The sequence below is a fragment of the Polaribacter staleyi genome, from assembly GCF_038024045.1.
Taxonomy (GTDB): domain Bacteria; phylum Bacteroidota; class Bacteroidia; order Flavobacteriales; family Flavobacteriaceae; genus Polaribacter; species Polaribacter butkevichii.
The window spans coordinates 394,521-419,384 of the sequence record NZ_CP150665.1 but is presented as its reverse complement, the minus strand read 5'-3'; the positions used below and the strand labels follow the sequence as shown (position 1 = coordinate 419,384).

At 30.7% G+C, this 24,864-nt stretch carries 22 protein-coding genes; 8 read left to right on the top strand and 14 right to left on the bottom strand.

All coding sequences use genetic code 11. From position 1 onward, the window contains the following. Positions 1 to 31: 31 nt before the first annotated feature. The 3 genes from WHD07_RS01520 to WHD07_RS01510 all read right to left on the bottom strand — a co-directional run bounded on the left by WHD07_RS01520 (position 32) and on the right by WHD07_RS01510 (position 2,611). Complete coding sequence (locus WHD07_RS01520) at positions 32 to 358, bottom strand: hypothetical protein (RefSeq protein ID WP_343329767.1); 327 nt, start codon at positions 356 to 358, stop codon at positions 32 to 34. Between the two features lie 11 nt (positions 359 to 369). After that, a complete protein-coding gene (locus WHD07_RS01515; protein WP_343329766.1) occupies positions 370 to 1,218 on the bottom strand; it encodes a sulfurtransferase in 849 nt (282 codons plus the stop codon). A 67-nt stretch (positions 1,219 to 1,285) separates the two neighbouring features. Next, on the bottom strand, positions 1,286 to 2,611 hold the full coding sequence (locus WHD07_RS01510) for a dicarboxylate/amino acid:cation symporter (RefSeq protein ID WP_105049363.1): 1,326 nt from the start codon (positions 2,609 to 2,611) through the stop codon (positions 1,286 to 1,288). 122 nt (positions 2,612 to 2,733) lie between these two features. On the opposite strand from WHD07_RS01510, the gene WHD07_RS01505 reads away from it, so the two are divergent. Beyond that, positions 2,734 to 3,372, top strand: coding sequence for a DUF937 domain-containing protein (locus tag WHD07_RS01505; protein ID WP_343329765.1), 639 nt, complete (start codon positions 2,734 to 2,736; stop codon positions 3,370 to 3,372). Between the two features lie 59 nt (positions 3,373 to 3,431). Here the strand turns inward: WHD07_RS01505 and bshA are convergent, their stop codons facing one another. The 5 genes from bshA to dnaB all read right to left on the bottom strand — a co-directional run bounded on the left by bshA (position 3,432) and on the right by dnaB (position 9,328). Beyond that, on the bottom strand, positions 3,432 to 4,568 hold the full coding sequence (gene bshA, locus WHD07_RS01500) for an N-acetyl-alpha-D-glucosaminyl L-malate synthase BshA (RefSeq protein WP_343329764.1): 1,137 nt from the start codon (positions 4,566 to 4,568) through the stop codon (positions 3,432 to 3,434). A gap of 179 nt (positions 4,569 to 4,747) precedes the next feature. Continuing rightward, the gene (locus WHD07_RS01495; RefSeq protein WP_343329763.1) at positions 4,748 to 5,593 is read right to left on the bottom strand and encodes a transketolase; all 846 of its coding nucleotides are present in this window, start codon (positions 5,591 to 5,593) and stop codon (positions 4,748 to 4,750) included. 130 nt (positions 5,594 to 5,723) lie between these two features. Then, positions 5,724 to 6,983 (bottom strand): asparagine synthetase B, encoded by a 1,260-nt coding sequence (locus WHD07_RS01490; protein WP_422897647.1) that lies wholly within the window; start codon positions 6,981 to 6,983, stop codon positions 5,724 to 5,726. After that, complete coding sequence (locus WHD07_RS01485) at positions 6,984 to 7,790, bottom strand: hypothetical protein (protein WP_343329762.1); 807 nt, start codon at positions 7,788 to 7,790, stop codon at positions 6,984 to 6,986. It lies immediately after the preceding gene. A 17-nt stretch (positions 7,791 to 7,807) separates the two neighbouring features. Continuing rightward, positions 7,808 to 9,328 carry a replicative DNA helicase gene (gene dnaB, locus WHD07_RS01480; protein WP_343329761.1) on the bottom strand — a complete coding sequence of 507 codons (1,521 nt, stop codon included), beginning with the start codon at positions 9,326 to 9,328 and terminating at the stop codon, positions 7,808 to 7,810. 213 nt (positions 9,329 to 9,541) lie between these two features. Here dnaB and WHD07_RS01475 point away from each other — a divergent pair, with 213 nt between their 5' ends. From WHD07_RS01475 to WHD07_RS01465, 3 genes are all read left to right on the top strand, one after another. Further along, a complete protein-coding gene (locus tag WHD07_RS01475) occupies positions 9,542 to 10,618 on the top strand; it encodes a DUF3810 domain-containing protein (RefSeq protein ID WP_343329760.1) in 1,077 nt (358 codons plus the stop codon). A gap of 90 nt (positions 10,619 to 10,708) precedes the next feature. Next, positions 10,709 to 13,657, top strand: coding sequence for an amidohydrolase family protein (locus WHD07_RS01470; protein WP_343329759.1), 2,949 nt, complete (start codon positions 10,709 to 10,711; stop codon positions 13,655 to 13,657). Between the two features lie 12 nt (positions 13,658 to 13,669). After that, positions 13,670 to 14,968: an amidohydrolase family protein gene (locus WHD07_RS01465; protein WP_343329758.1), complete on the top strand. Its 1,299-nt coding sequence runs from the start codon at positions 13,670 to 13,672 to the stop codon at positions 14,966 to 14,968. A 96-nt stretch (positions 14,969 to 15,064) separates the two neighbouring features. On the opposite strand, the gene WHD07_RS01460 is transcribed toward WHD07_RS01465, so the two are convergent. From WHD07_RS01460 to WHD07_RS01440, 5 genes are all read right to left on the bottom strand, one after another. After that, the gene (locus WHD07_RS01460; protein ID WP_105048543.1) at positions 15,065 to 15,256 is read right to left on the bottom strand and encodes a cold-shock protein; all 192 of its coding nucleotides are present in this window, start codon (positions 15,254 to 15,256) and stop codon (positions 15,065 to 15,067) included. A 146-nt stretch (positions 15,257 to 15,402) separates the two neighbouring features. Continuing rightward, the gene (locus WHD07_RS01455; protein WP_343329757.1) at positions 15,403 to 15,669 is read right to left on the bottom strand and encodes a hypothetical protein; all 267 of its coding nucleotides are present in this window, start codon (positions 15,667 to 15,669) and stop codon (positions 15,403 to 15,405) included. 176 nt (positions 15,670 to 15,845) lie between these two features. Beyond that, positions 15,846 to 17,381 carry an SDR family oxidoreductase gene (locus tag WHD07_RS01450; RefSeq protein ID WP_343329756.1) on the bottom strand — a complete coding sequence of 512 codons (1,536 nt, stop codon included), beginning with the start codon at positions 17,379 to 17,381 and terminating at the stop codon, positions 15,846 to 15,848. A gap of 4 nt (positions 17,382 to 17,385) precedes the next feature. Then, the gene (locus WHD07_RS01445) at positions 17,386 to 18,696 is read right to left on the bottom strand and encodes a DEAD/DEAH box helicase (protein ID WP_343329755.1); all 1,311 of its coding nucleotides are present in this window, start codon (positions 18,694 to 18,696) and stop codon (positions 17,386 to 17,388) included. Between the two features lie 2 nt (positions 18,697 to 18,698). Beyond that, entirely contained in the window at positions 18,699 to 20,039 is a 1,341-nt protein-coding gene (locus WHD07_RS01440; protein WP_343329754.1) for a DEAD/DEAH box helicase, read from the bottom strand. A gap of 174 nt (positions 20,040 to 20,213) precedes the next feature. Between WHD07_RS01440 and WHD07_RS01435 the strand changes: the two genes are divergently transcribed. Then, positions 20,214 to 20,783 (top strand): Crp/Fnr family transcriptional regulator, encoded by a 570-nt coding sequence (locus WHD07_RS01435; RefSeq protein ID WP_105048538.1) that lies wholly within the window; start codon positions 20,214 to 20,216, stop codon positions 20,781 to 20,783. A gap of 217 nt (positions 20,784 to 21,000) precedes the next feature. Next, positions 21,001 to 21,741 carry an acyl-CoA desaturase gene (locus WHD07_RS01430; protein ID WP_343329753.1) on the top strand — a complete coding sequence of 247 codons (741 nt, stop codon included), beginning with the start codon at positions 21,001 to 21,003 and terminating at the stop codon, positions 21,739 to 21,741. A gap of 130 nt (positions 21,742 to 21,871) precedes the next feature. Here WHD07_RS01430 and WHD07_RS01425 read toward each other — a convergent pair whose 3' ends face one another. Next, positions 21,872 to 22,468 (bottom strand): NAD(P)H-dependent oxidoreductase, encoded by a 597-nt coding sequence (locus WHD07_RS01425; RefSeq protein WP_343329752.1) that lies wholly within the window; start codon positions 22,466 to 22,468, stop codon positions 21,872 to 21,874. Between the two features lie 93 nt (positions 22,469 to 22,561). Between WHD07_RS01425 and WHD07_RS01420 the strand changes: the two genes are divergently transcribed. Together WHD07_RS01420 and meaB are read left to right on the top strand one after the other, a co-directional pair. Further along, on the top strand, positions 22,562 to 23,464 hold the full coding sequence (locus WHD07_RS01420) for a LysR family transcriptional regulator (RefSeq protein ID WP_343329751.1): 903 nt from the start codon (positions 22,562 to 22,564) through the stop codon (positions 23,462 to 23,464). Positions 23,465 to 23,850: 386 nt separating this feature from the next. Next, complete coding sequence (meaB, locus tag WHD07_RS01415; RefSeq protein WP_105048534.1) at positions 23,851 to 24,855, top strand: methylmalonyl Co-A mutase-associated GTPase MeaB; 1,005 nt, start codon at positions 23,851 to 23,853, stop codon at positions 24,853 to 24,855. Positions 24,856 to 24,864 lie beyond the last annotated feature (9 nt).

The following is a 24,864-nucleotide window of genomic DNA, read 5'->3' as shown; positions in this document are numbered from 1 at the left end:
CGAAAAAAGATAAATGCAATTTTCTTTAAAACTATGCAATCATTTTTTTCAAAAACATAAAAACATTTCGTTCTAAAATATCGACAGTACCATCTGCAAAAAATACATTTTTAATATCTTTTAAAAGCTGTTCTTTATCCATTGTAGAGTACTCGTTTTCTTTTAGATAACTTTTAATTTTTTCCATCGCTTGAAAATCATTATCATGTACTATTTCTGTATGAATACGATTAAATAAAGTTTCATTTACTTTAGATAAAATATAGTTACTTTCAGACTCCGTTTCTATATAATTACTTTGTGCTGCATACAATAATACATAAGTCTGAAATTCTTCTTTCGTCCAATTGATGTTCATAATGTTTATTTTTAAATTTCTATTGGTAAATTTTCTGTACTTCCCCACTCTGTCCAAGAACCATCATAAACAGCATATTTTTTATACCCTGCTATTTCTGCACCTAATGCCAATACGGAGGCTGTAATTCCTGTTCCACAAGAAAAAATGAAAGCTTTCTTTTTAGGATTAATTTGATTAAAAACTACTCTTAACTCTTCTTCCGATTTTAAATGTCCATTTTTTATGATTTTACTAAAAGGTAAACTCACAGAATTAGGAATATGGCCTCCTTTAACATCACTTCTTGGTTCTGGTTCTGTACAATTAAAACGACCTTTAGAACGAGCATCGGCAATTATAGTTTCTTTATCTTCAATTGCTTTTAGCACATCCTCTGTAAATTTAACCTTTTCAGGTTGATAATCAACTTTAAAATCACCTTTTGTAGGTGTGTTATTTTTCTGTTTTTCAGTAGGAAACCCATTTTCTAACCACATAGGAAAACCACCATCTAAAACAGCAATATTAGTAAACCCCATTAATTGAAACATCCACCAAACTCTAGGAGAAGAATAGATACCCAAATCATCATAACACACAATAATACTATCTTTATTGATTCCTAATACTTGTACTTTTTCTTCAAATTCTTTGGATGATAATATGGTATTAGGAAACGAAGCTGTAACATCAGAGAATGTATTTTTTATATCAAAAAAAATAGCTCCTTTTATTTGAAGTTTTTCACCAACATTAGAAGCACTCAATTTTTCTGTTACTTTAGGAATGGTACCGTCTAAAATAACTAATTTTTTATGATCTAAATTAGCTTGTAACCAAGCTAAAGAAACAATGGGCGTATTGATTATTAAAGACATTCTAAAAATTTTAAATAAGCGTTCTATTAAAATTAGAACGCTTAGATTTATATTTACTTACTAAAAACTATTTTACTTTTTTATAATTATCATCCCATTCTTTTGGTTTTGGTTCGTGTAATTTACCTAAAGATTTAGCTACTAACACAGATACCGTGGCATCACCAGTAACATTAACAACCGTTCTACACATATCTAATGGCCTATCTACTGCAAAAATAAGAGCAATTCCTAATGGTAACAATTCTGCAGGAAAACCAAGTGTTTCTAACACCACTACTAGCATAACAATACCTGCACTTGGTACTGCTGCACTACCAATAGAAGCCAAAACAGAGGTTCCAATAATTACCAATTGATTTGTAAACGTTAAGCCTTCTGGCCAAAGAACTTGCATAATAAATACAGCTGCAATACCTTGGTATAAACTAGTACCATCCATATTAACGGTTGCTCCTACTGGTAAAACAAAACCTGCAACTTCTGGGTCTACCCCCAAATGTTCTTCTACACGTTCCATAGTAACAGGTAAAGTGGCCGCACTACTACTAGTAGAAAATGCTAATAATTGTGCCGGACTTATTTGTTTTAAAAACCAAATAGGCGATTTTTTTGCGTAAATTTTAATAAGCAAAAGATAAAAACCAATTAATAAAACCAAGCCTCCAAATACACAAAACGCATACCAAAGTAGTTTCAGTAAGATTTCTGTATCATCAAAAGAAATAATAACGTTAGCTAATAAAGAAAAAACAGCATAAGGAGCAAAAAGCATTATTAAATCTACCATTTTCATGACAACTTCATTTAGCGAGTCGAAAAAATTGATTAATGGTTTTGCTTTCTCTTCATCTATTAATAACAAACAGATTCCTACAAATAATGCAAAGAAAATAACTTGTAACATAGAAGCATCTGTTAATGATTTAAAAATATTGCTCGGAAAAATATCGACCAAAGCTTGTAAGGGCCCCGCCTGTTTTTGACTACTTGCTTCATTCAATTTATCTATTACACTCGAATTGTTGCCGTATTTTAATTTAATTTTTTCTATGGTTTCTTGTGGCATACCATTTCCTGGTTTTACCGTATTTACAATACTTAAACCAATAACTACAGCAACTAAAGTGGTTATCATATAAAGACCTATGGTTCTAAGTCCCATCGATTTTATTTTAGAAATATCTTTTAAATCAGAAATTCCTTTAATTAAAGATGCTAAAATTAAGGGTACAGCAATTAGTTTTAATAAATTGATAAAGATAGTTCCAAATGGTTTTATCCAATCAGCAACAAATCCTTTACCTCCATCTATAGAATTCATTATAAAACCAAAGATGATTCCAAGAACCATACCTATTAAAATTTTCCAGTGTAATGCTAGTTTTTTCATTAAATAGTTTAAAAAATTAAGATTTTGAAAGGTAAAAAAAATATTAAAAGTATGTGTGACTTTATTCGTATATTGTGTCATAAAATTAGAAAACATTCAAATTAATTATTAAAAACATAAAAATGGCAGGTATATTAGATATATTAAATAGTGATTTAGGAAAACAAATTATTTCAGGAGTTTCTGGCTCTACAGGAAATGATTCTAGTAAAACAAGTAGTGTTTTAACAATGGCTTTGCCTGTTTTAATGAAAGCTATGGAAAGAAATGCTTCTACTCCAGAAGGTGCAGAGGGATTAATGGGGGCTTTAGCAAGCAAACATGATGGTAGTATTTTAGACAACCTTGGTGGTTTGTTTAATGGTGGAGTTGATGAATCTGTAAAACAAGATGGAGCAGGAATTTTAAGCCACATTTTAGGAAGTAAACAACAAGGTGTAGAACAAGTAATTGGTCAGAAATCTGGTTTAGATGCAGGTTCTGTAGCTAATATTTTAAAAGTTGCTGCTCCTTTATTAATGGGAGTTTTAGGAAAACAATCTCGTGAAAATAATGTTTCAGATTCTTCTGGTTTAGGGAGTTTATTAGGTGGAATGTTAGGGGGAAATGAAACTGCAAACGAACAAAGTTTCTTAGAAAAAATATTAGATGCTGATGGTGATGGAAGTGTTATTGATGATGTAGCAGGAATGTTATTAGGTGGTGACAAAAAAAGTTCTGGTGGAATTGGAGGTTTACTTGGTGGACTTTTTGGAAAATAGATTTTTTCTAATTACTAAACATAAAAAAAGCTCAAACCTACTAGTTTGAGCTTTTTTAGTTATAACGCTTTACTTTTATAACAAGATTTATAAATTTCTTCATAAACGGGTAATATATTTTCTAAAGAAAATCTTTTTGTATGCTCTCTCGCATTCCTTTTAAAGGTTTCTAAAGTTTTATCATCTTTTAAAATAGAAATGGCATTTTTTGCCATGTCTTTTACGTCTCCTAAATCACTTAAATAACCGGTTACACCATGTATGTTAACTTCTGGCAAACCTCCTGTATTTGTAGATATTACAGGTGTTTTTGCAGCCATAGCTTCTAAAGCTGCCAAACCAAAACTCTCTGTTTGAGAAGGCAGTAAAAAAACATCTGAATAACATAAAACCTTAGTTACTTCAGAACTATTTCCTAAGAAAAGTACATCTTCAGAAATTTTTAATTCATTTACTAAATTTTCAGCGTGTATTCTTTCTGGTCCTTCACCTACTAATAATAATTTTGAAGGTATTTCTTTCTGAACTTCGTAAAAAACTTTAATAACATCTTCTACCCTTTTTACAGGTCTAAAATTACTTATGTGAGTTAAAATGCGTTCATGTGGTTTTGCAATGGCAATTCGATTACATTCTGTATCATGGGCAGTATCATACTTTTCTACATCAATAAAATTATAAATAACCTTTATATCTTTAGTGATGTTAAATAGTGTATTTGTAGTTTCTTTTAAATTGTTAGAAACAGCAGTTACAACATCAGAATTATTAATACTAAACTCAACAGCTGTTTTATAGGTTGGATGACTCCCAACTAAAGTAATATCGGTTCCGTGCAATGTAGTTACTACTCTAACATCTAAACCTTTTTCTTTTAACATTTGCTTTGCCATGTAAGCTGCATAGGCATGTGGTATTGCATAATGTACATGCAAAACTTCTAAATCATGCTTTCTAACAACTTCAACCATTTTACTAGACAATGCTAATTCATAGGGTTGATATTCAAAAAGCGGATATTCTTCGATAACAACTTGATGAAAGTGTAAATTATGAGTTAAAAAGTCTAAACGAACTGGCTGGTTATAGGTAATAAAATGTACTTCATGACCTTTATCTGCTAACGCCATTCCTAATTCGGTTGCTACTACTCCACTTCCTCCAAATGTAGGATAACAAACAATTCCTATTTTCATTCTTTATTCAAAAATTTTATGATTATAAATATAAAAGATTGACATACCATCAACTTGTTAGTTGTAAAGATAAAGGTATTCTTACAGTCGAAATCAAAATAAAAACATAAAAAAAGCTTTTCAACATAATTGAAAAGCTTTTTTTATATTTTAAAATTAGATTTTAATAAAATCCGTTTTTAGTAATCTCCTAAAGTTGCTGGGTTTTGAGCCAATGCATTTTCTAACTGCTCATCACTTGGTGCTTTACCATGCCACGCATGTGTATGCATCATAAAGTCTACTCCATTACCCATTTCTGTATGTAATAAAATACAAACTGGTTTTCCTTTTCCTGTTAAAGCCTTTGCTTCTGCTAAACCAGCTAATATTGCATCAATATCATTTCCTTTTACAACATCTAAAACGTCCCATCCGAAAGCTTCAAATTTAGCTCTAATGCTTCCCATTGGTAAAACTTGGTCTGTAGAACCATCAATTTGCTTTCCGTTTAAATCTATCGTAGCAATTAAGTTATCCACTTTTTTTGCTGATGCATACATAATTGCTTCCCAGTTTTGACCTTCTTGCAATTCACCATCACCATGTAATGTGTATACGATTTTATCATCACCGTTTAATTTTTTTGCTTGTGCAGCACCTAAACCTACGGATAAACCTTGTCCTAAAGAACCAGAAGCGATTCTTACTCCAGGTAACCCTTCATGAGTTGTTGGGTGTCCTTGTAAACGAGAGTCTAACAATCTAAAAGTTGCTAATTCAGATACAGGGAAAAAACCACTGTGCGCCAAAACACTATAAAATACTGGAGAAATATGTCCGTTAGAAAGGAAAAACAAATCTTCATTTTTTCCATCCATTGTAAACTCTGTAGAATAGTCCATTACTTCTTGGTATAAGCAAGTAATAAATTCTGCACATCCTAAAGATCCTCCTGGGTGACCAGAATTTACTTTGTGTACCATACGTAATATATCTCTACGAACTTGTTGCGTAAAATCTTGTAATTGTTGTGTCTTTGGCATTTTGTTATTTTAATTTGGGCAAAAGTAATTTTTTTAATAGCAACTTACAAGATTATTTATAAGCAAAAACCAGCTTTATTAACAATTAAAAAAATATTTGAGTAAAATAGTAATTTTTAATGGTAAAAATCTACGTTTTTTGTTTCTTTTTCTTTGCCGCAGGAAACAAAACATTGTTTAAAATTAGTCGGTAACCTGGTGATGTTGGGTGTAAATCTAATTCTGTTTTTGGGTCTCCCACTCTGTGTGTGTAATCTTCAGGATCATGTCCTCCATAAAAAGTAAACATTCCTTTACCGATGGTACCATGAATATAGCGAGCTTCTCTATTCGTTTTGTTTTCTCCTAAAACCAATACATTAGATTTAACGGTATTTCTATCAAAAGAAGTGGTTTGTCCCATAAAACCTTTTACCAAAACAGTATGATTTTGTGTTAACATTGTTGGCACAGGATCCCATTTTGCAGAAAATTCTCCTAAAGAAAAATAATCAGATGTTTTAGGAATTTTACGCTTGCTAGTCATATCAATTGTAGAAAACTCATATGTTGTTGGGTTTTTAATCAGTTGAAAGTCTTTAAATGCAAATGTTTTATTATAATTAATTTTTGATTGATAATTAGGTTCAGAAGCATCTCCATCAAACATAGATTCTGCAATATCTACTCCTTCTGCAGCCAAAGCTATATCAAAACTATCTGTAGCAGAACACATGGCAAACATAAACCCACCACCAACTACATAATCTCTTATTTTTTTGGCTACTGCTAACTTTTCTTCCGATACTTTAGTAAACCCTAATTCTTTTGCTTGTTTTTCTGCTCTTTGCTTACCTTCTATATACCAAGGAGCGCTTCTAAATGCTCCATAAAACTTTCCATACTGTCCGGTAAAATCTTCGTGATGCAAATGTAACCATTCATACAAAAGCAGTTTGTCTGCTAAGACTTCTTCATCATAAATTACATCAAACGGAATTTCTGCATAGGTTAAAACCATGGTTACAGCGTCATCCCAAGGCATTTTGTCTTTTGGAGAATATACTGCTATTTTTGGAGCTTTTTCTAATGTAACTGCATCCTGATTAGAAGATGGTGATGATATTTCTTGCAAAATAAGCTGTGCTTTTGCATCAGAAATTACTTGATAAGAAACACCTCGTATTTTACATTCGTTCTCTACAATTTTATTGTTTTCAATTAAAAAAGCACCTCCATCATAATTTAAAAGCCATTTAGATTTTAAACCTGCTTCTAATGAAAAGTATACAATTCCGTAGGCTTTTAAATGATTTTTCTGATTCTCATAACTCATAGGTACATAAATAAAAGATGCCCAAATTGAGTTTGATAGTAGGAAAAAGCTTAAGATTGATAAGAGTTTTTTCATTTAAATTGATATAGATTTCACCTTTATACTTGTAGGGTTTGATAGGGAAACTTCTTCAATTTCTTTTTTGTAAGTTTTAAAAAATAATAATGTATCTTCTTTTACACGATCTATAAAATTTTCTAAATTTTTAGAAGAAACAATCGTAATTATATTAGAATCTCCTTCACTAAAAACTTTTGTGTTTAAAATTGAAGAATAATCAACTTCTATTAACTCTAAGTCATCCTTTTTATCTAGAAAAGATTCATATAATATTCCCTCAATAATTATTAAAGGAATATAAATATTACAAGATCTAGATTTACTTTCATTAAATTTTTCTGTAAGATATTTACAAGCTTTAAGCAAAGAAGTAGTTGAAGAGTAAGCTAAATCTTTAGTTTGACCTAATGAAGTTACTAAATTGAAACCTGCTTCAAATAAGTTTGGGAATAACAATTCAAACTTGTTTTCTTTTAAAACTTTAGTTTTATTTAATAATATCTCAGCATTTCTAGTTGTAAATGGTTTATATCTTTCTAATTGAGGATTGTGTAAATTATCATTTTTAAATACAACCCATGGTTTATCTGTTGATTTTTTACATTCAACAACAAAAGTAAAATTAAACCATACATTATTAATTACAGTATTAGAATATGAAATTATATCTAGCTCTCTTAATTTACTAGAGTCTTCATCTCTATAAAGAACAGATTGTGAAACTTTAAAATCTGCTTTTTTAAAAAAATTGGCAACCTTCATTTCGAAAGGGTAACCATTTTTAAGAATCCATTTTTTAACCTTATTTTCTAAATCATTCATTTCATAAAAATATGAAATTAAAACGGCATATCATCATCATCACTTCCAAAAGCATCTTTTGGATCAACTCCTCCTTGACCTGCAAAAGGATCTTCTGGAAAATCTGCATTCATCGATGATTGAAACTCACTACTAAAACCTTCTTCTAAATCTGAGAATTTTGCCAAATGCCCTGTAAATTTTAAACGAATATTATCTAAACCACCATTTCTGTGTTTTGCTACAATAAACTCTCCTTGTCCTTCACATGGTGTATGTTCATCATCATCCCATTCTGTCATTCCGTAATATTCTGGACGGAAAATAAAGGATACAATATCGGCATCTTGTTCAATTGCTCCAGATTCACGTAAATCAGATAATAAAGGTCTTTTAGAGCCTCCACGTGTTTCAACCGCACGAGATAATTGAGACAGTGCTATTACTGGTACCTCTAGTTCTTTTGCTAATGCTTTTAAGTTTCTAGAAATCATAGAGATTTCTTGTTCACGGTTTCCTCCTGCTTTACCTCCTGCTGTCATTAATTGTAAATAATCAATTACAAGAATTCTAACATTGTGTTGCGATACCAATCTTCGTGCTTTTGCACGTAAATCAAATACAGAAAGAGATGGTGTGTCATCTATAAAAATAGGAGCATCAGAAAGTCTTTTTACTTTTACATTTAACTGTTCCCACTCATGTGGTTCTAAGTTTCCTTTTCTTAATTTTTCTGAAGTTAAGCCTGTTTCCGAAGAAATCATACGCGTAATTAACTGTACAGAAGACATCTCTAATGAAAAAACGGCTACTCCATGACCAAAATCAATTGCCATATTTTTTGCCATAGAAATTACAAAGGCTGTTTTACCCATACCAGGACGTGCAGCAATAATTACTAAATCAGAAGGTTGCCAACCAGAAGTTAAGGCATCTAATTTAGTAAAACCTGTTGCCAAACCAGACATTCCTTCTTGATTACCTATTTCTTGAATCTTTTTTAAAGCTTGTTTTACAAGAGAACCTGCGTCTTCAGAACTCTTTTTTAAATTTCCTTGGGTAACTTCAAAAAGTTTTGCTTCTGCATCGTCTAATAAATCAAAAACATCGGTACTTTCATCATACGCATTTTCTATAATTTCACTAGATATTGAAATTAATTTACGCTGAATGTATTTTTGTAAGATAATTCTAGCGTGGAACTCAATATGTGCCGAAGAGGCTACTTTTTGAGTTAAACGAATTAAAAAGAAATCGCCACCAACAAATTCTAATTTCGACTTCTTTTTTAACAAGTTAGATACTGTTAAAAGGTCTATCGGTTCAGAATTTTGAAACAATTCATAAATTGCAGCATAAATTTCTTGATGTTTTTGATCGTAAAAAGCATCAGAACTTAAGACGTCAATTACGTCGTCTATTCCCTTTTTATCAATCATCATTGCCCCTAAGACAGCTTCTTCCAACTCTAATACTTGTGGAGGAATCTTGCCTTTTTCAAGATTTACTAATCTTGATTTATCTATCTTTTTTCCTGCAACAGGAGTCGTTTTTTCCATTGTGACAAAGATACTTTTTTAGGTTGAAAATATTTTCTAAAACTTTACTTTAATTTGTGAACATTAATTGTAAACAAAAATGTTATTATCTTGTTAATAACCAGTCAATTTTCAAAATGAAATCTTATTTTTACCAACAAAGTTGGATTTTAAAAAAATAATTTGACTTCTTTTTAAATAGTAAAAACGTAATTTATCACTAAATTATTTTCCTTGAAGATACCTAAAAGACATATTTTTTTAACTCTTTTTTTACCCATTCAAATTTTTTTGATAAAATGGGCTGCCACACACCCTGAATTAATAGAAAAGTATTATTCAAATGGCATCTACCCGCCTATTTCATCCTTTTTAAGAATTATTTTAGGTTGGATTCCTTTTTCTTTTGGAGATGTTTTATTGGCTTTCGGTGTCTTTATTTTTATTCGTTTTATTTTTAGGTTGATAAAAACTCGGTTCAAAAATTTTATTCCTAAAATTATTCATTTTACAGCAATACTATCTGTTATTTATTTTTGTTTTTATCTTTTCTGGGGTTTAAATTATTACAGAGAACCTTTGGCTAAAAACTTAAATTATCAACAACAAAAATATACCACAGAGCAACTTAAAAAAGTAACAAAACAAGTAATTAAAAATTTAAATTATTATCAACTTAAAATCACCAAAAACGATACTCTAAAAGTTAAAAACCCTTATTCTAAAAAGGAAATGTATGCCATGGCAATTTTAGGTTATCATCATTTATCTAAAGATTATCCGCAATTAAAATATCAACATAAATCAGTAAAAAGTTCTTTAATGAGTTTATTACAAACTTACAATGGAACGGCAGGCTATTTAAATCCTTTAACGGGAGAAGCGCAAGTTAATAATCGAATTCCTAAAACGGGTTACCCAACAACAACCTGCCATGAAATGGCACATCAAATTGGTTTTGCCGCAGAAAACGAAGCAAATTTTGTTGGTTTTTTGGCTGCAAATTATAATGAAGATTTGTATTTTAAATATGCCAGTTACAGAATGGCTTTTGGCTATTGTATTTCCGAATTAAGAAAACGAGATAAAACCCTCTCAAAAGAACTTTGGAAAACCGTAAACAAGGGAATTTCAAAAGATTTTAATGCAAGTTATACCTTTTGGCAACAATATAAAAACCCGTTTGAACCTCTTGTTAAAAAAGGATATAATGCGTATTTAAAAGCTAACAAACAAGACAAAGGTGTACAATCATATAACTATGTTGTAGATTTATTTATTTCTTATTTTGAATCTTTTAAAGACATCTAATTTTCTTAATTTTTTGTTAAAAGATTGTGAATTAACATTCTTCAAAAATCATATTAATAAATTTAACGCTCATCAATTAATTCAAACTACATGAAAAAACACTTTTTATTACTATTTTTCTTGTCCATTTCTTATGCAAATGCTCAAGATTATTTCCCTACGGATAGTGGCGTTAAAACAACAGAAGGTACCACTTTTGCTTTTATAAATGCAACCATTTTTGTTACACATAATGAAGTTATTAATAAAGGAACTTTACTCATTAAAGATGGTAAAGTTACTCGTATTGGTAAATCTGTTAAGATTCCTAAAGGCACAAAAACCATAGATTTAAATGGTAAAACAATGTATCCGTCTTTTATTGATATTTATTCAGATTTTGGACTTGCTAAACCTTCTAAACAACCAAGTAGATCTAGAACAAAACAATATGAAGCAACCCGAGAAGGCTATTATTGGAACGATCACATTAGACCAGAAACCAACCCAATTACAGCTTTTAAATTTGATGCTAAACAAGCAAAAGAATTATTAGAAGCAGGTTTTGGTGTAGTAAATACACATTATAACGACGGAATTGTTCAAGGAAATGGTTTGCTAATTGCTTTAAACCCTAATTCGTCTGATGCTTACCGAATTTTAGATACTAAATCTGCTCAATATTTATCTTTTAATAAAAGTGCAAAATCTAACCAAGCCTACCCAAGTTCTAGAATGGGCGCAATGGCCTTATTACGTCAGGTTTTTAATGATGCAGATTGGTATGCTAAAGGAAACATGAAAAATAAAGATTTATCTTTAGAAGCTTTTAATGCAAATAAAAGGCTATTGCAAATTTTTGAAACCAACACCGTTTTAGATGCATTAAGAGCAGATAAAGTTGGCGACGAGTTTGGCGTACAATACACTATTGTGGGTAGCGGAGAAGAATTTGAAAGAATAAATGATATTAAGGCAACTAATGCCAATTTTATTATTCCTATTAACTTTAGCAATGCTTATGATGTTTCAGACCCTTTACTAGCGCAACATATTACTTTAAGAGATATGCGAAAATGGAATCAAGAACCTTCTAATTTAAGTGTACTTTCTAAAAACGGAATTAACTTTGCGTTAACCACACACTCTTTAAAATCTTTAAGTTCTTTTCATAAAAATTTACAGAAAGCTATTAAATATGGTTTTGATAAAGAAAAAGCATTAGCGGCGTTAACAACCATACCTGCAACTATTATAGGTAAAAGTACAGTTGGTAATTTAAAAGAAGGAAGTTATGCAAACTTTATTATTACTTCTGGTGATATTTTTGATTCTAAAACAACCATTTATGAAAACTGGGTTCAAGGTGATAAGAACATAATTAACAACATGAATATCAAAGACATTACAGGTAATTATATGTTATATGTAAACAATACAAATTACAATTTAGCTATTACTGGTAAAGGCGCAAAACAAACGGCAACAATTACAAAAGGTGATAAAAAAATAAAATCTAGATTTTCTTATAAAGATGATTGGATTTCTATGACCTTAAATGATGATGGTCGTTTTACAAGATTATTAGGTAAAATTATAAACGCTTCTAATGTTATGCAAGGTGATGCTTTTGATACTCAGGGTAATAAAACAACTTGGGCTGCAAGTAAAAAGTTTAAAAAAGAAGCCAAGAAAAAATCAACAAATAAGAATAAAGAAGAAGCAATTATAGTTGTACCAGTAAGTTATCCTAATATTGGTTTCGGAAATTATGTTCAGCCAAAAGCAACAACAATTTTAGTAAAAAATGTTACTGTTTGGACAAGTGAAGATGAAGGTATTTTAGAAAATACAGATGTACTTTTAAAAGATGGAAAAATCACTAAAATAGGTAAAAACCTAAGAGCTAGTGGGGCAACAGAAATTGATGGAACTGGTAAATATTTAACAGCCGGTATTGTAGATGAGCATTCTCATATTGCCGCATCTTCTATAAATGAAGGTGCACAGAATTCTTCTGCAGAAGTTACTATAGAAGATGTTATTGACCCTAACGATATTAATATTTATAGAAACATTTCTGGAGGCACCACTACTTCTCAAATTTTACATGGTTCGGCAAATCCTATTGGTGGTCGTTCTGCAATTATCAAACTAAAATGGGGAGAAAATGCAGAAAACATGATTTACGATAATTCGCCTAAGTTTATAAAATTTGCTTTAGGAGAAAATGTAAAACAATCTCGTAGTACAAATGGTACTCGTTTTCCTCAAACAAGAATGGGTGTAGAACAAGTTTTTACAGATTATTTTACCAGAGCTCAAGAATACGATGCTTTAAAGAAAAGTGGAAAACCGTTTAGAAAAGATGCCGAAATGGAAACGTTAGTCGAAATTTTACACGGAGAACGTTTTATTTCTTGTCATTCTTACGTACAATCAGAAATTAATATGTTAATGAATGTTGCCGATAAAATGGGCTTTAAAATAAATACATTTACGCATATTTTAGAAGGATATAAAGTTGCTGATAAAATGAAAGTACGTGGTATTGGTGGTTCTACATTTTCTGACTGGTGGGCTTATAAATACGAAGTAAATGATGCAATACCTTACAATGCCGCAATTATGCACAATGCTGGTATTACAGTTGCTATTAATTCTGATGATAGAGAAATGTCTAGAAGATTGAATCAAGAAGCTGCAAAAACTGTTAAATATGGAGGAATGACAGAACTAGAAGCTTGGAAAATGGTTACAATTAATCCTGCTAAATTATTACATATTGACGACAAAGTAGGTAGTATAAAAGTGGGTAAAGATGCAGACGTTGTATTGTGGAGTCATCACCCAATGTCTATTTATGCGAAGGTTGAAAAAACAATTATTGACGGAAAAGTATTTTTTGATAGAATTGAAGATCTTAAAAAACGTGAAGCTATTAAACAAGAAAAAAGCAAGTTAATTAATATGATGTTGCAAGAAAAAATGAGTGGTGGAAAAACCCAAATTCCAACAAAAAGAAAAGATATTAATTTTCACTGCGATACAGAAATATAAAGCTACATAACGATGAAAAAAATAATATATAGTTTGCTATTTTTCTTCTTAGCAGGAAATAGTATAATTGCTCAACAAACACCTGCAAACAAACAAATTGCAGATTATTCGATACAAGGAGCAACCGCACACTTAGGCAATGGTAAGATTATAGAAAACTCTTTAATTATGTTTAGCAATGGTAAAATTGTTTTTGCGGGTAGTGCAAATGCAAAAATTGCAAGAAGAGGAACTGTAATTGATGCCAAAGGAAAACACGTATACCCTGGTTTTATTGCCGCTAATGCCACTTTAGGTTTGGTCGAAATTGATGCTGTAAAAGCCAGTGACGATGAAGACGAAATTGGTGCCAACAACCCACATATTAGAAGTTTAATTGCCTATAATGCAGAAAGCAAAGTTGTAGAGTCTATGCGCCCAAATGGTGTATTAATGGCACAAATTACACCAAGAGGTGGATTAATTTCTGGGACTTCTTCCGTGGTGCAATTAGATGCTTGGAACTGGGAAGATGCCGTTATTAAAACAGATGATGCAATTCACATGAATTGGCCAGGGAGTTTTACAAGTGGAAAATGGTGGTTAGGTGAAGATCCTGCTTTAAAACCAGACAAAAATTATGCTAAAAAAATAAGTGACATCAAATTATACTTTACAAATGCAAAAGCATATTTGACAAGTAAAAAGGATAAAAAACACTTACCTTACGAAGCTACAAAAGGATTGTTTAATGGTACTCAAAAACTTTTTGTTCATGTAAACGGACAAAGAGAAATAACCGATGCCATTTTAATGACCAAAGATATAGGTATAGAAAAAATTGTAATTGTGCATGGAAGTGAAGCCGATAAAGTTGCAGATTTGTTAGTAAAAAACAATATTCCTGTTGTTTTAGAAAGACCTCATAGAAACCCAGATAGCGAAGATTTTGCGTATGATTATACATATACCATTGCTAAAGTATTAACAGACAAAGGAGTTGTAGTAAGTCTTGGAATGGAAGGACAAATGGAACGTATGAATACGAGAAATTTACCTTTTTACGCAGGTACATTTGCTGCCTATGGTTTAGATAAAGAGGTAGCTTTACAATTATTAACCTCTAATACTGCTAAAATTTTAGGGATAGATGATATTGTAGGCACTTTAGAAGTTGGTAAAGACGCTACTTTGTTTGTTTCTGAAGGTGATGCTTTAGATATGAGAACCAATATTTTATCAGAAGCATTTATTCAAGGAAGAAAAATTAGCTTAGAAACTCATCAAACCAAACTTTGGAAACGATACTCTAATAAATATAAAACCAAATAGATTGTTTGATAACCGCAAAGGTTTAAGAACTTAAAAAGCACAAAAAAAGCCCATCAATTAATTGATGGGCTTTTTATAAAACTTGAAGTATATTTTTTAGATAACTTTTACGTTAACTGCATTTAATCCTTTGTTTCCTTCTTGTAAGTCAAATTCAACTTCGTCACCTTCTCTAATTTCATCAATTAAACCAGAAACGTGTACAAAATGATCTTTGTCTACTCCTTCTTCAGTAATAAAACCAAATCCTTTTGTTTCGTTGAAAAACTTTACTGTACCTTTACTCATAATAATGTTGTTAAATTTATAATACTAATTATATATGCAAAGATGGTTCCATTTTTCTGATATACAACCTTATAATTGTTTTCTTTTCAATTTATTATTATTTAACGCAAAGTAAAAGGAAAAAGACTCTTTAAAACAATCAACATTTATATTGCTGCTTTTTCAAAATAAAGAGTTAAAAAAGCATCAACTTTATCTTTAATACTATTTATAGAGTGTTTTAAATCTCTAAATATAGTTACGTTCTCCTCTACTCTATTTCTACTGATACTCTCTTGTACTTCTACAATTCGAACTCCATTAATGTTTTCTAACAATAATTTTAATTCTTGATCTAACGAAATGTCACTTAAATAAATTTTTAAGATTTGTTCTCTTGGTGAGTTTCTAATTTCTGTTCTAAAAGCTAACATAATTGTATAAATTTAAAAGGTTCATAAATAATGTTACTCTAAAGTAACTCCTCCTAAGTTACTGTTTTAGTTTCATTTATACAAAAAAAATCTTCTACCTGAATATAAAAAAAAGGAATGCTTTTGATTTATAACCATCAGCATTCCTTTTTTTCTGTAATAAAGCGATTAAAAAACTACCAATCGATAGGAAAATAATCTTTTAAGAATTTACCAGACCAATGTTTACCTGTATTTATTCCATCAATTAACGGATCCATAACTCTTGCGGCTCCATCCACAATATCTAAAGGTGGTTGAAAATCGTGAGTTTCTACCTTTTTCTTTGATAATTCTGCAGGATCTTCATCGGTAACCCAACCCGTATCTACCGCATTCATATAAATACCAGACTTAGCAAATGTAGAAGCAGATGTATGCGTTAACATATTTAAGGCAGCTTTAGCCATATTGGTATGCGGATGTCTGTCTACCTTTTTAAATCGATGAAACTTCCCTTCCATGGCAGTTACATTGATAATATGTTTTTTACCCGTATTTTCTTTCATCATTAAATTAGACAAACGATTACACAACACAAACGGAGCAACAGCATTTACCAACTGTACTTCTACCATTTCTGTTGTTTCTATTTCACCTAATTTTAAACGCCAACTATTTGTTTTTCTTAAATCTACTTGTTGTAAATCTGCATCTAATTCTCCTTCCGGAAAAACTTCTGCAGTTTGTAACGAGTTGTCAAAACTATACGGAATTTGAGATAATTCTGCCGAATTACGCAAACCAATTCCTGGTTCTGGACCGTGCCAAGTAACTGGTAACACGTTGTTTTTATCTGTTTTAGAAGTAGAAACACTTAGATCCGCTAATTCTTCTAAACAACTAGAATGATCTTTTAACAAAGTCTGCGCCAATTTAGGCAATTGATCTATTGGTTTCTTTTCATTTTCCATTAAATGGAAATAAAAACCAGAAGGTCTTCTTACGGTTTGCGCCGCATTATTGATTAAAATATCTAAGCGATCGTATTTTTGTTCTATATAGTTACAAAAAATTTCTACACTTGGTATGTGTCTTAAATCTAAGCCATGGATATGCAAACGATCAGACCAATCTTTATAATCTTCTTCTTTAGAAAAACGGATTGCAGAATCCGCAGGAAAACGTGTGGTTGCCACAACAGTTGCTCCAGAACGCAAGCACATTAAGGTTATGTGATATCCAATTTTTAATCGAGAACCCGTAATTACCGCTACTTGCCCTTTTAAATCTGTCGTTTGAAAACGTTTTGCATAATTTAAATCGCCACACTCTTTACACATCGTATCATAAAAATGATGCAATTTGGTAAATACTTTTTTACATACGTAACAGTTTCTTGGTGATTCTAATTCTGGAGTATCTTCATTTATAGCTGCTGCTCCTAATAATTTAGGAGCCACAAACAAGGATGCTTCACGAGCTGAACGTATTCCTGTTGATTTTCGGGCATGTTTATCACCTTCTATCATTTTACGCTTTGCCGCTTTTTTAGCGTCTTTTCTTCTTCGCTGAAATTCATCACGATTGGGTCTAGACAATTCGCCAGCAACTTTAAAAAGCGCTACTCTTTGTTCTTCTGGCAATTCAAAAAGCTGATTTGTATCCTCCAATAATTTTTGAAGGGTAACGATACACGAATTTACTTCGGCATTTAATTCTTTATTACTCATATTCTTACACTTCGTAAATACGTACTTTTTTCTTTTTTAAACGAGAATTATTTAATTTCTCTATTAATTCTGCTGTTAATGTTGATGGAACTGCCACAAAAGCACAATCTTGTTTTAACTCAATGGCCCCTAACTGTTCTTTAGTTAATTTTCCTTGTTTTATAAACAAACCAGCAATATCTCCTTTAGAAATTTTGTCTTTTCTACCACCAGAAATAAATAAAGTTTCCCAAAAAATAGGACTTCTTTCTGCTTGTTTAGAAATATCTTGTACATCAGCATTTTTAATAAAATCTGGTAAACGTTCGTCTTTCCACTTTAAAACAAATGCTGTTCCTTCTGCAGAAACTCTTGCCGTACGTCCGTTTCTATGTGTAAATTCTTCTATTGCTTGTGGTAATTCATAATGAATTATAAAACTCATTTCTGGCACATCGATACCTCTTGCCGCTAAATCTGTAGCAATTAATAATTGATTGGTACCATTTCTGAATTTAATTAAAGAACGTTCTCTATCCTTTTGCTCCATTCCACCACTAAAACAACCATGTTTTATATTCTTGCTTTCTAAAAAGGTACTTACATTATTTATAGAATCCTTTAAATTACAAAAAACAATCCCTTGTTTATTTCCTAAATGATTTAGTAAATGCAATAAGGTATTTAGCTTATTTTTAGCTGGAGAAACTACTGTTCTTATTTCTAATTTAGAAGTTACTGCTTTTAAATAATTAACCGTATTTGGCTTTCTTAAACCTACAAAATCAGGAATCTCAACTCCTTGTGTAGCAGAAGTTAATATGCGTTTATCTAAAGAAGATAATTGATTGATAATATTACGCATTTCATATTCAAAACCAACCTCTAGAGACTTATCAAACTCGTCTAAAATTAAGGTTTTAATATGATCTTTAGAAAAACGATCGTTTGCAAAATGGTCTGAAATTCTACCAGGTGTACCTATTAAAATTGCAGGAATATGTTTTAATTCTATTTTATCTTTAGACATTGGTCTACCTCCATAAACCGCATTTACTTTAAAACCAGATCCCATAGAACGAATTACTTGTTCTATTTGAATTGCCAATTCTCTAGAAGGCACTAAAATTAAAGCTTGTACTTCTTCTAAAGTTGGATCTAAAAATTCTAATAAAGGCAAAGAAAAAGCTAATGTTTTACCTGTACCTGTTGGCGAAAGTAATATTACATTGTCGTTTTTATGTATTGTAGCAATAGCTTCTTTTTGCATTTGATTTAATTCTTCAATCTGCAATTTTGCTAATATATCTTGTTGACTTTTAATGTTATTTGCCATCGTTATTTCTTTTTCTTCTTTTTAATTACCGCTGGTTTTGTCTTTGCACTAGCGGTTTGTGCTAAATAATTTGCTAAGATTTTATCTACCAATTCTTCTTTGGTTAAATGATGGAATATAGTTTTAATTTCTCCTTTTAAATCTTCTGAAATTGCTCTATTAGGTTTTGTTTTAAATATTTTTTTTGCCCAAAGAAGGGTGTTATTATTTTCAATACTTTGTGCATCTGCTTTTTTGTATTCTGTAAAAACCAATCCTAAATCTTCTTCAAATTCAGGGATTTCTTCTAATTCTTCTGGCTGTATTACGCTTAAAGAAAGTCCGGTTGCTCCTGCCCTAGCCGTACGTCCGCTTCTATGTACATACGTATCATATCTGTCTGGTAAATGATAATTTACAACATAAGAGATTTCTTTAACATCAATACCACGAGCAGCCAAATCTGTAGCCACTAAAATATCAATATTTCCTTCTCTAAATTGCCCCATAACTCTATCACGAATCCCTTGGGTTAAACTACCATGTAAAGCACCAGATGAAAACTTATTAATGGCTAAATTTTTAGCTAATTTATTAACAGCAGCCTTGGTTTTACAAAAAATAATTCCGCGTTCTCCTTCTTTGGTCGATAAAAAATGCATTAAAACATTCAATTTTTCTATCGGTTCTACTACTACATATTGATGATCAATTCCCTGATGCCCAACAGAATCCATATCTGTTTCTATATGCTCTACGTGTTTAGACATATAGTTTTGTATCAGTTGCTTTATCGTTCCTGGCATGGTAGCCGTAAACAACAACGTTCTTCTAACATTTGGAATTTCTTTTATAATCGCGTCTACTTCTTCCTTTAAAGCACTTACCATTTCATCTGCTTCATCTAAAACAAAATAGTTGATTTCTTTAATGTTGATAGCCTCACGTTTCATTAAATCTACCAAACGACCTGGAGTTGCAATTACAATACTTGGGTTCTTTTTGATAGCTTCAATCTGAGGTTTTATAGGGATTCCTCCACAAATAGATACTATTTTTTCTTTCTGCTCTTCAGAAGCAAAAGAAATGATATTGTCATAAATCTGATGTCCTAATTCTCTTGTAGGTGCTAAAATTAAAACTTGTATATGAGTTTCATCAGCTTTAATTTTTTGCAATAAAGGCAAACCAAAAGCAGCTGTTTTCCCTGTTCCAGTTTTTGCTAAAACCACCATATCTTTCTTTTTATGTAAGATAAACGGAATGGTTTTTTCTTGAACTGTTGTAGGAACTGTAATTTCTAATTTTGCTAAACGTGCTTCTAGTTCTTTATGAATTCCTAAAGATGAAAAAGTTTTTGACATTAAATATATTTTTTGCAAAGGTAGCAATATCGTTCTTGTTAATTAAATAAATTATGGTTCGTGAATTTAAAATGTTTTAATTAAAAAAAAGCATCATTATATATCTAAATAAACCACAAAATAGGCTTTCTGAATCCGTATATTTGCAACTCTAAATTAGTAGTAATAAAAGATTTGCAACAGATAAAAGCCTACTTAGAACAAATAGCCTCCATATCTCAAGAAGATTGGGACTTTTTTACGTCTAAACTGCAACCTCGCGTCATTAAAAAGAAAACAGTTTTCTTAAAATTAAATGAAATAGAAAATCATATTTCTTTTATAGAATCTGGCGTAGTGCGTTTGTATATTCCTAAAGAAAATCCTGAAAAAGAAATTACTTTTGGTTTTAGTTTTAAAGATCAATTTATTAGTGCTTATGATTCTTTTTTAACAAGAAAACCTTCTGCATATGAGTTACAAGCACTTACAGATACTACTATTTTAAGCATTTCTTATACAGATTTACAAGAAATTTATAGAACTACTCAAATTGGTAATTTAATTGGACGATTAACAGCAGAACGTCTTTTTTTAATCAAATCTAGTAGAGAACAAAACTTACTAAACCTAACTGCTGAAGAACGTTATCTAAAATTATTTAAAGAGCGCCCAGAACTTTTAAAAGCTATTCCTTTAAAATACATTAGCTCTTATATTGGTGTTACGGCACAGGCTTTAAGTAGAATTAGAAAACGGATTTAAAAACATCAGCACATTTTATAACACTTTTAAAATGTACTTTTTATCAAAAAGATTGCTCTTGTTTCTTAATTCTTAGTACTTAGTTCTTAATTCTTAATTCTTGGTTCTTAGTACTTAGTCCTTAGTTCTTAAAACACAGTGGTCATTTTCTTTTTTTATTGATTTGGGTTCATTGTTTCCCTTAAAATAGCAAACTACCTTTGTAAAAATTACAAATATGGCAGTCGTTATTTTTATTATAGTGCTTTGGTATGGAGGTTTGTTTTTTCAATCTTTCTTTTTACACCGTTATGCAGCACACCAAGTATTTAACATGTCTAAAACCATGGAAAAAATCACCTTTATTTTAACATGGATTTTTCAAGGTTCTAGTTATTTAAGTGCTTACGGATACGGAATTATGCACAGAATGCATCATGCGTATACAGATACAGAAAAAGACCCACACTCTCCTTCTTACGATGCAAATATGTTTGCAATGATGTGGAAAACAAAAACTATTTATCAAGATATAAATGAGCAACGTATTGCTATTGATGATCGTTTTACTAAAAATGTACCTCAATGGAAAACGTTTGATACTTTTGCTGGTTCTCGTTTTTCTCGTATCCTTTGGATTTCATTTTACATTTTATTCTTTGTTTTCTTTGTAACTTCTTGGTGGCAGTGGTTATTATTACCAATCGCTTTTTTAATGGCACCTATTCACGGAGTTATCATTAATTGGTTCGGACATATTTATGGCTATGTAAACTTCAAAATGAAAAATACCAGTAAAAACCTTTTTCATTTCGATTTTTTAATGATGGGAGAAGGTTATCATAATAATCATCATAAACATGCAAGTAACGCTAATTTTGGTGTAAAATGGCACGAAATAGACATCACGTATTTAATTATAAGGGTTTTAGACTTTTTCGGTTTTATTAAACTAAAAGCCATCAAAGTAAAAGAGTAATGCTTTGTAAAAAAAAGTTTGATTTCTATTCTTTATTGCCAAAGGTTGATAAAACCTAGTTCCAAGTAAATAAAAAGAAGTAACTCCAAATAAACGGAGTTACTTTTTTTTATACACGAAAACCATAAAATTACTGGTTCGTCACTAAATCATTTAAAAAAGTACTGTAATTATTCAATTCTAAAGGAACATCTGCATTTTTTTCCATATCGTGAAAATGATGTGTGCCTAACAATTCCATTCCTGTAAAAGCATTCATTCTGTGAAACCCAAACATAACACCTTCGTCCACACTTTTTTGATTAAAAAACTCATTTTCTAAGGTAAATGCTGTTTTAGGAGCATTCCAGCTTGTAGTAAGTATATATTTCTTTCCATGCATTAATCCGCCTGTTCCGTAGTTAATATCTGGATTTAATCGACTTCTTCCATCGCTTTTATAAATTCCGTTTTGATGACCTTCCGTAAAAACTTCATCAATATATTTTTTAAACCCAAACGGAATTTGAAACCACCAAATTGGTGTATGATAAATAACTAAATCTGCCCATTTAAATTTTTCAACCTCTTCTTTTGCATTATAGGTATCGCCTACTTGTGTACATTTTACTTCAAATTCCTCACGCGAATCAAAATATGAAACAGTAGTATTAAAAAGAGTTTCGTTAAATCTTCCACCAGAATGTGCAAATGGATGACTTCCGTTAATTATAAATATATTTTTCATTTATGTCTTGTTTTATTTGGGACAAAATTAAAACAACATTTACTATTGTAAAAATAATACAAATCATACCTTTGTATTAATAATATAATAGTTATGGTAAATTTAGAATGGTACAGAACATTTAAAGAAATATATGAAAACGGAACTTTAACCAAAGCATCGATTGCTTTATATGCCTCTCAACCAGGAGTTAGTGTGCACTTAAATGCTTTAGAAGCCTATGTTGGTAAAAAGTTATTTGAACGGACTTCAAGAAAAATGATTCCAACAGAAGATGGAAAATTTTTATATGAGTATATTATTGAATCTTTAAAAAAACTAGAAACAGCAGAACAGCATTTTAAAAGAACAACTCAAGAAAAAAATCCATCTTTAAATATAGGAATGTGTTCAGAAATGTTTCAACTTATTATTGAACCTGAAATTCCCAAACTAGACTTTGACTTAGTAGCTAGATTTGGAGCGCATACCGATTTAATAAAAGACCTTAACAACGGTATTTTAGATTTAGTAATAACACCTAAAAAACAGTATGAAAAAAAATCTTTAGTAGAATATACTCCGTTTTCAAAAGAAAGAATCATATTAATAGCTGGCAATAAAACAGATACAACCAAAATACAAGAACATCTAAAATCTAACAACTTAAAGAAATTAGAAGACGAACTACTTAAAAACACTTGGTATAGTTCATCTAACGAAATGGAACATTTTAGACGTTTTTGGTTTGAAAACTTCAATAAAAAACCCGCTTTTAAACCCAACTATATTTTACCAAACATTACTTCTATTATTAGGTGTTTACACAATGGCAACGGACTTGCAATCGTGCCAGATTTTTTATGTCAAGAACAAATTTTAAGAAACGAGATAAATTTAGTTTGGGAAGGGAAAGTAAAAACCGAGAACACTTTATCTTTTGCATCAAGAACAGATTTGAAATACAAAAAAGAATTAGATACAATTAAGAGAATATTTACATCGAAAATGAAATAAACAGAAATAATAACAACCTGTTTTATATTTAGATCTTTTTTAATTATAAAATGTCAGTTCGAGTGATTTTGAGGTACGAAAGATTGTATCTAGAATAACTTAAAACACCTATTCTATATACAAATTTTACGCATTGCAACCGTAAAACTCACTCGAATAGACAGAATTTCATCAATAGTAAAACCTCAATTCAATTTTAGACTAAACAACTATATTTTTTGCTGTCTTTTAATGAAAATCAACAACTATTTTACGTCATATAATTTGCAACCCTAACTAGAAAAATCACTTTAAAAAGCCCTTTAAATTCGTGTTATTTTTTTTCATTATTTGTATCTTTGTTATACCTGAAAGCTAACCAACAAATCTAGCTTTCTGTCTCTAAAATGAAAAACTATAAACCAAAAAAAAGATTACCTACACAAGCATATATAGATGGTATTTTAAGAGGAGATAGAGTTATTCTGTCTAGAGCAATTACAATCATTGAAAGTAATTTAGAAAGTGATAAAAAACTAGCAAAAGAAATTGTTCAAGAAATACTACCAAATTCGGGTAAATCAATTCGTATTGGTATTACAGGTGTTCCTGGTGTTGGTAAAAGTACCTTTATAGAAGTATTTGGCTTGTATTTAGTAAAACAAGGACATAAAGTAGCTATTTTATCTATAGATCCTAGTAGTCAGCGCTCTAAAGGAAGTATTTTAGGCGATAAAACTCGCATGGAAGAATTATCTGTTTTACAAGAAGCTTACATTAGACCGTCTGCCTCTGGCGATACTTTAGGAGGTGTTTCTAATAAAACTGGTGAAACCATGTTACTTTGTGAAGCTGCAGGTTACGATGTTATTTTAATAGAAACCGTTGGTGTTGGGCAATCGGAAACTGCTGTACACGGTATGACCGATTTCTTTTTATTATTGATGCTTGCTGGTGCTGGTGATGAGCTGCAAGGAATAAAAAAAGGAATTATGGAAATGGCAGATATGGTGGTTATTAATAAAGCCGATGGCGATAATATTACCATGAGTAATTTGGCTAAAAGACAATACCAAAATGCATTGCATATTTTTCCTGCATCAGAATCTGGTTGGACTCCCGTTGCAAGTACCGCTTCAGCCATAAAAAATATTGGAATTTCTAAAGTTTGGGACGAAATTTTAAAATTTAAAAAGCTAGTTGATGAAAATGGTTACTTTATAAAAAACAGAAATCATCAACAAATAAAATGGATGTATAATAATATTAATGAAGAATTGAAGCAGTTGTTTTATGGTTCTAATAATATTAAAAATGAACTTTCTACATTAGAAAAAGATATTGTTACCGCTAAAATATCACCTGTAAAAGCAGCGCAACAAATTATAGATCAATTCAAAAAATCTTTTTAAACAACTCTT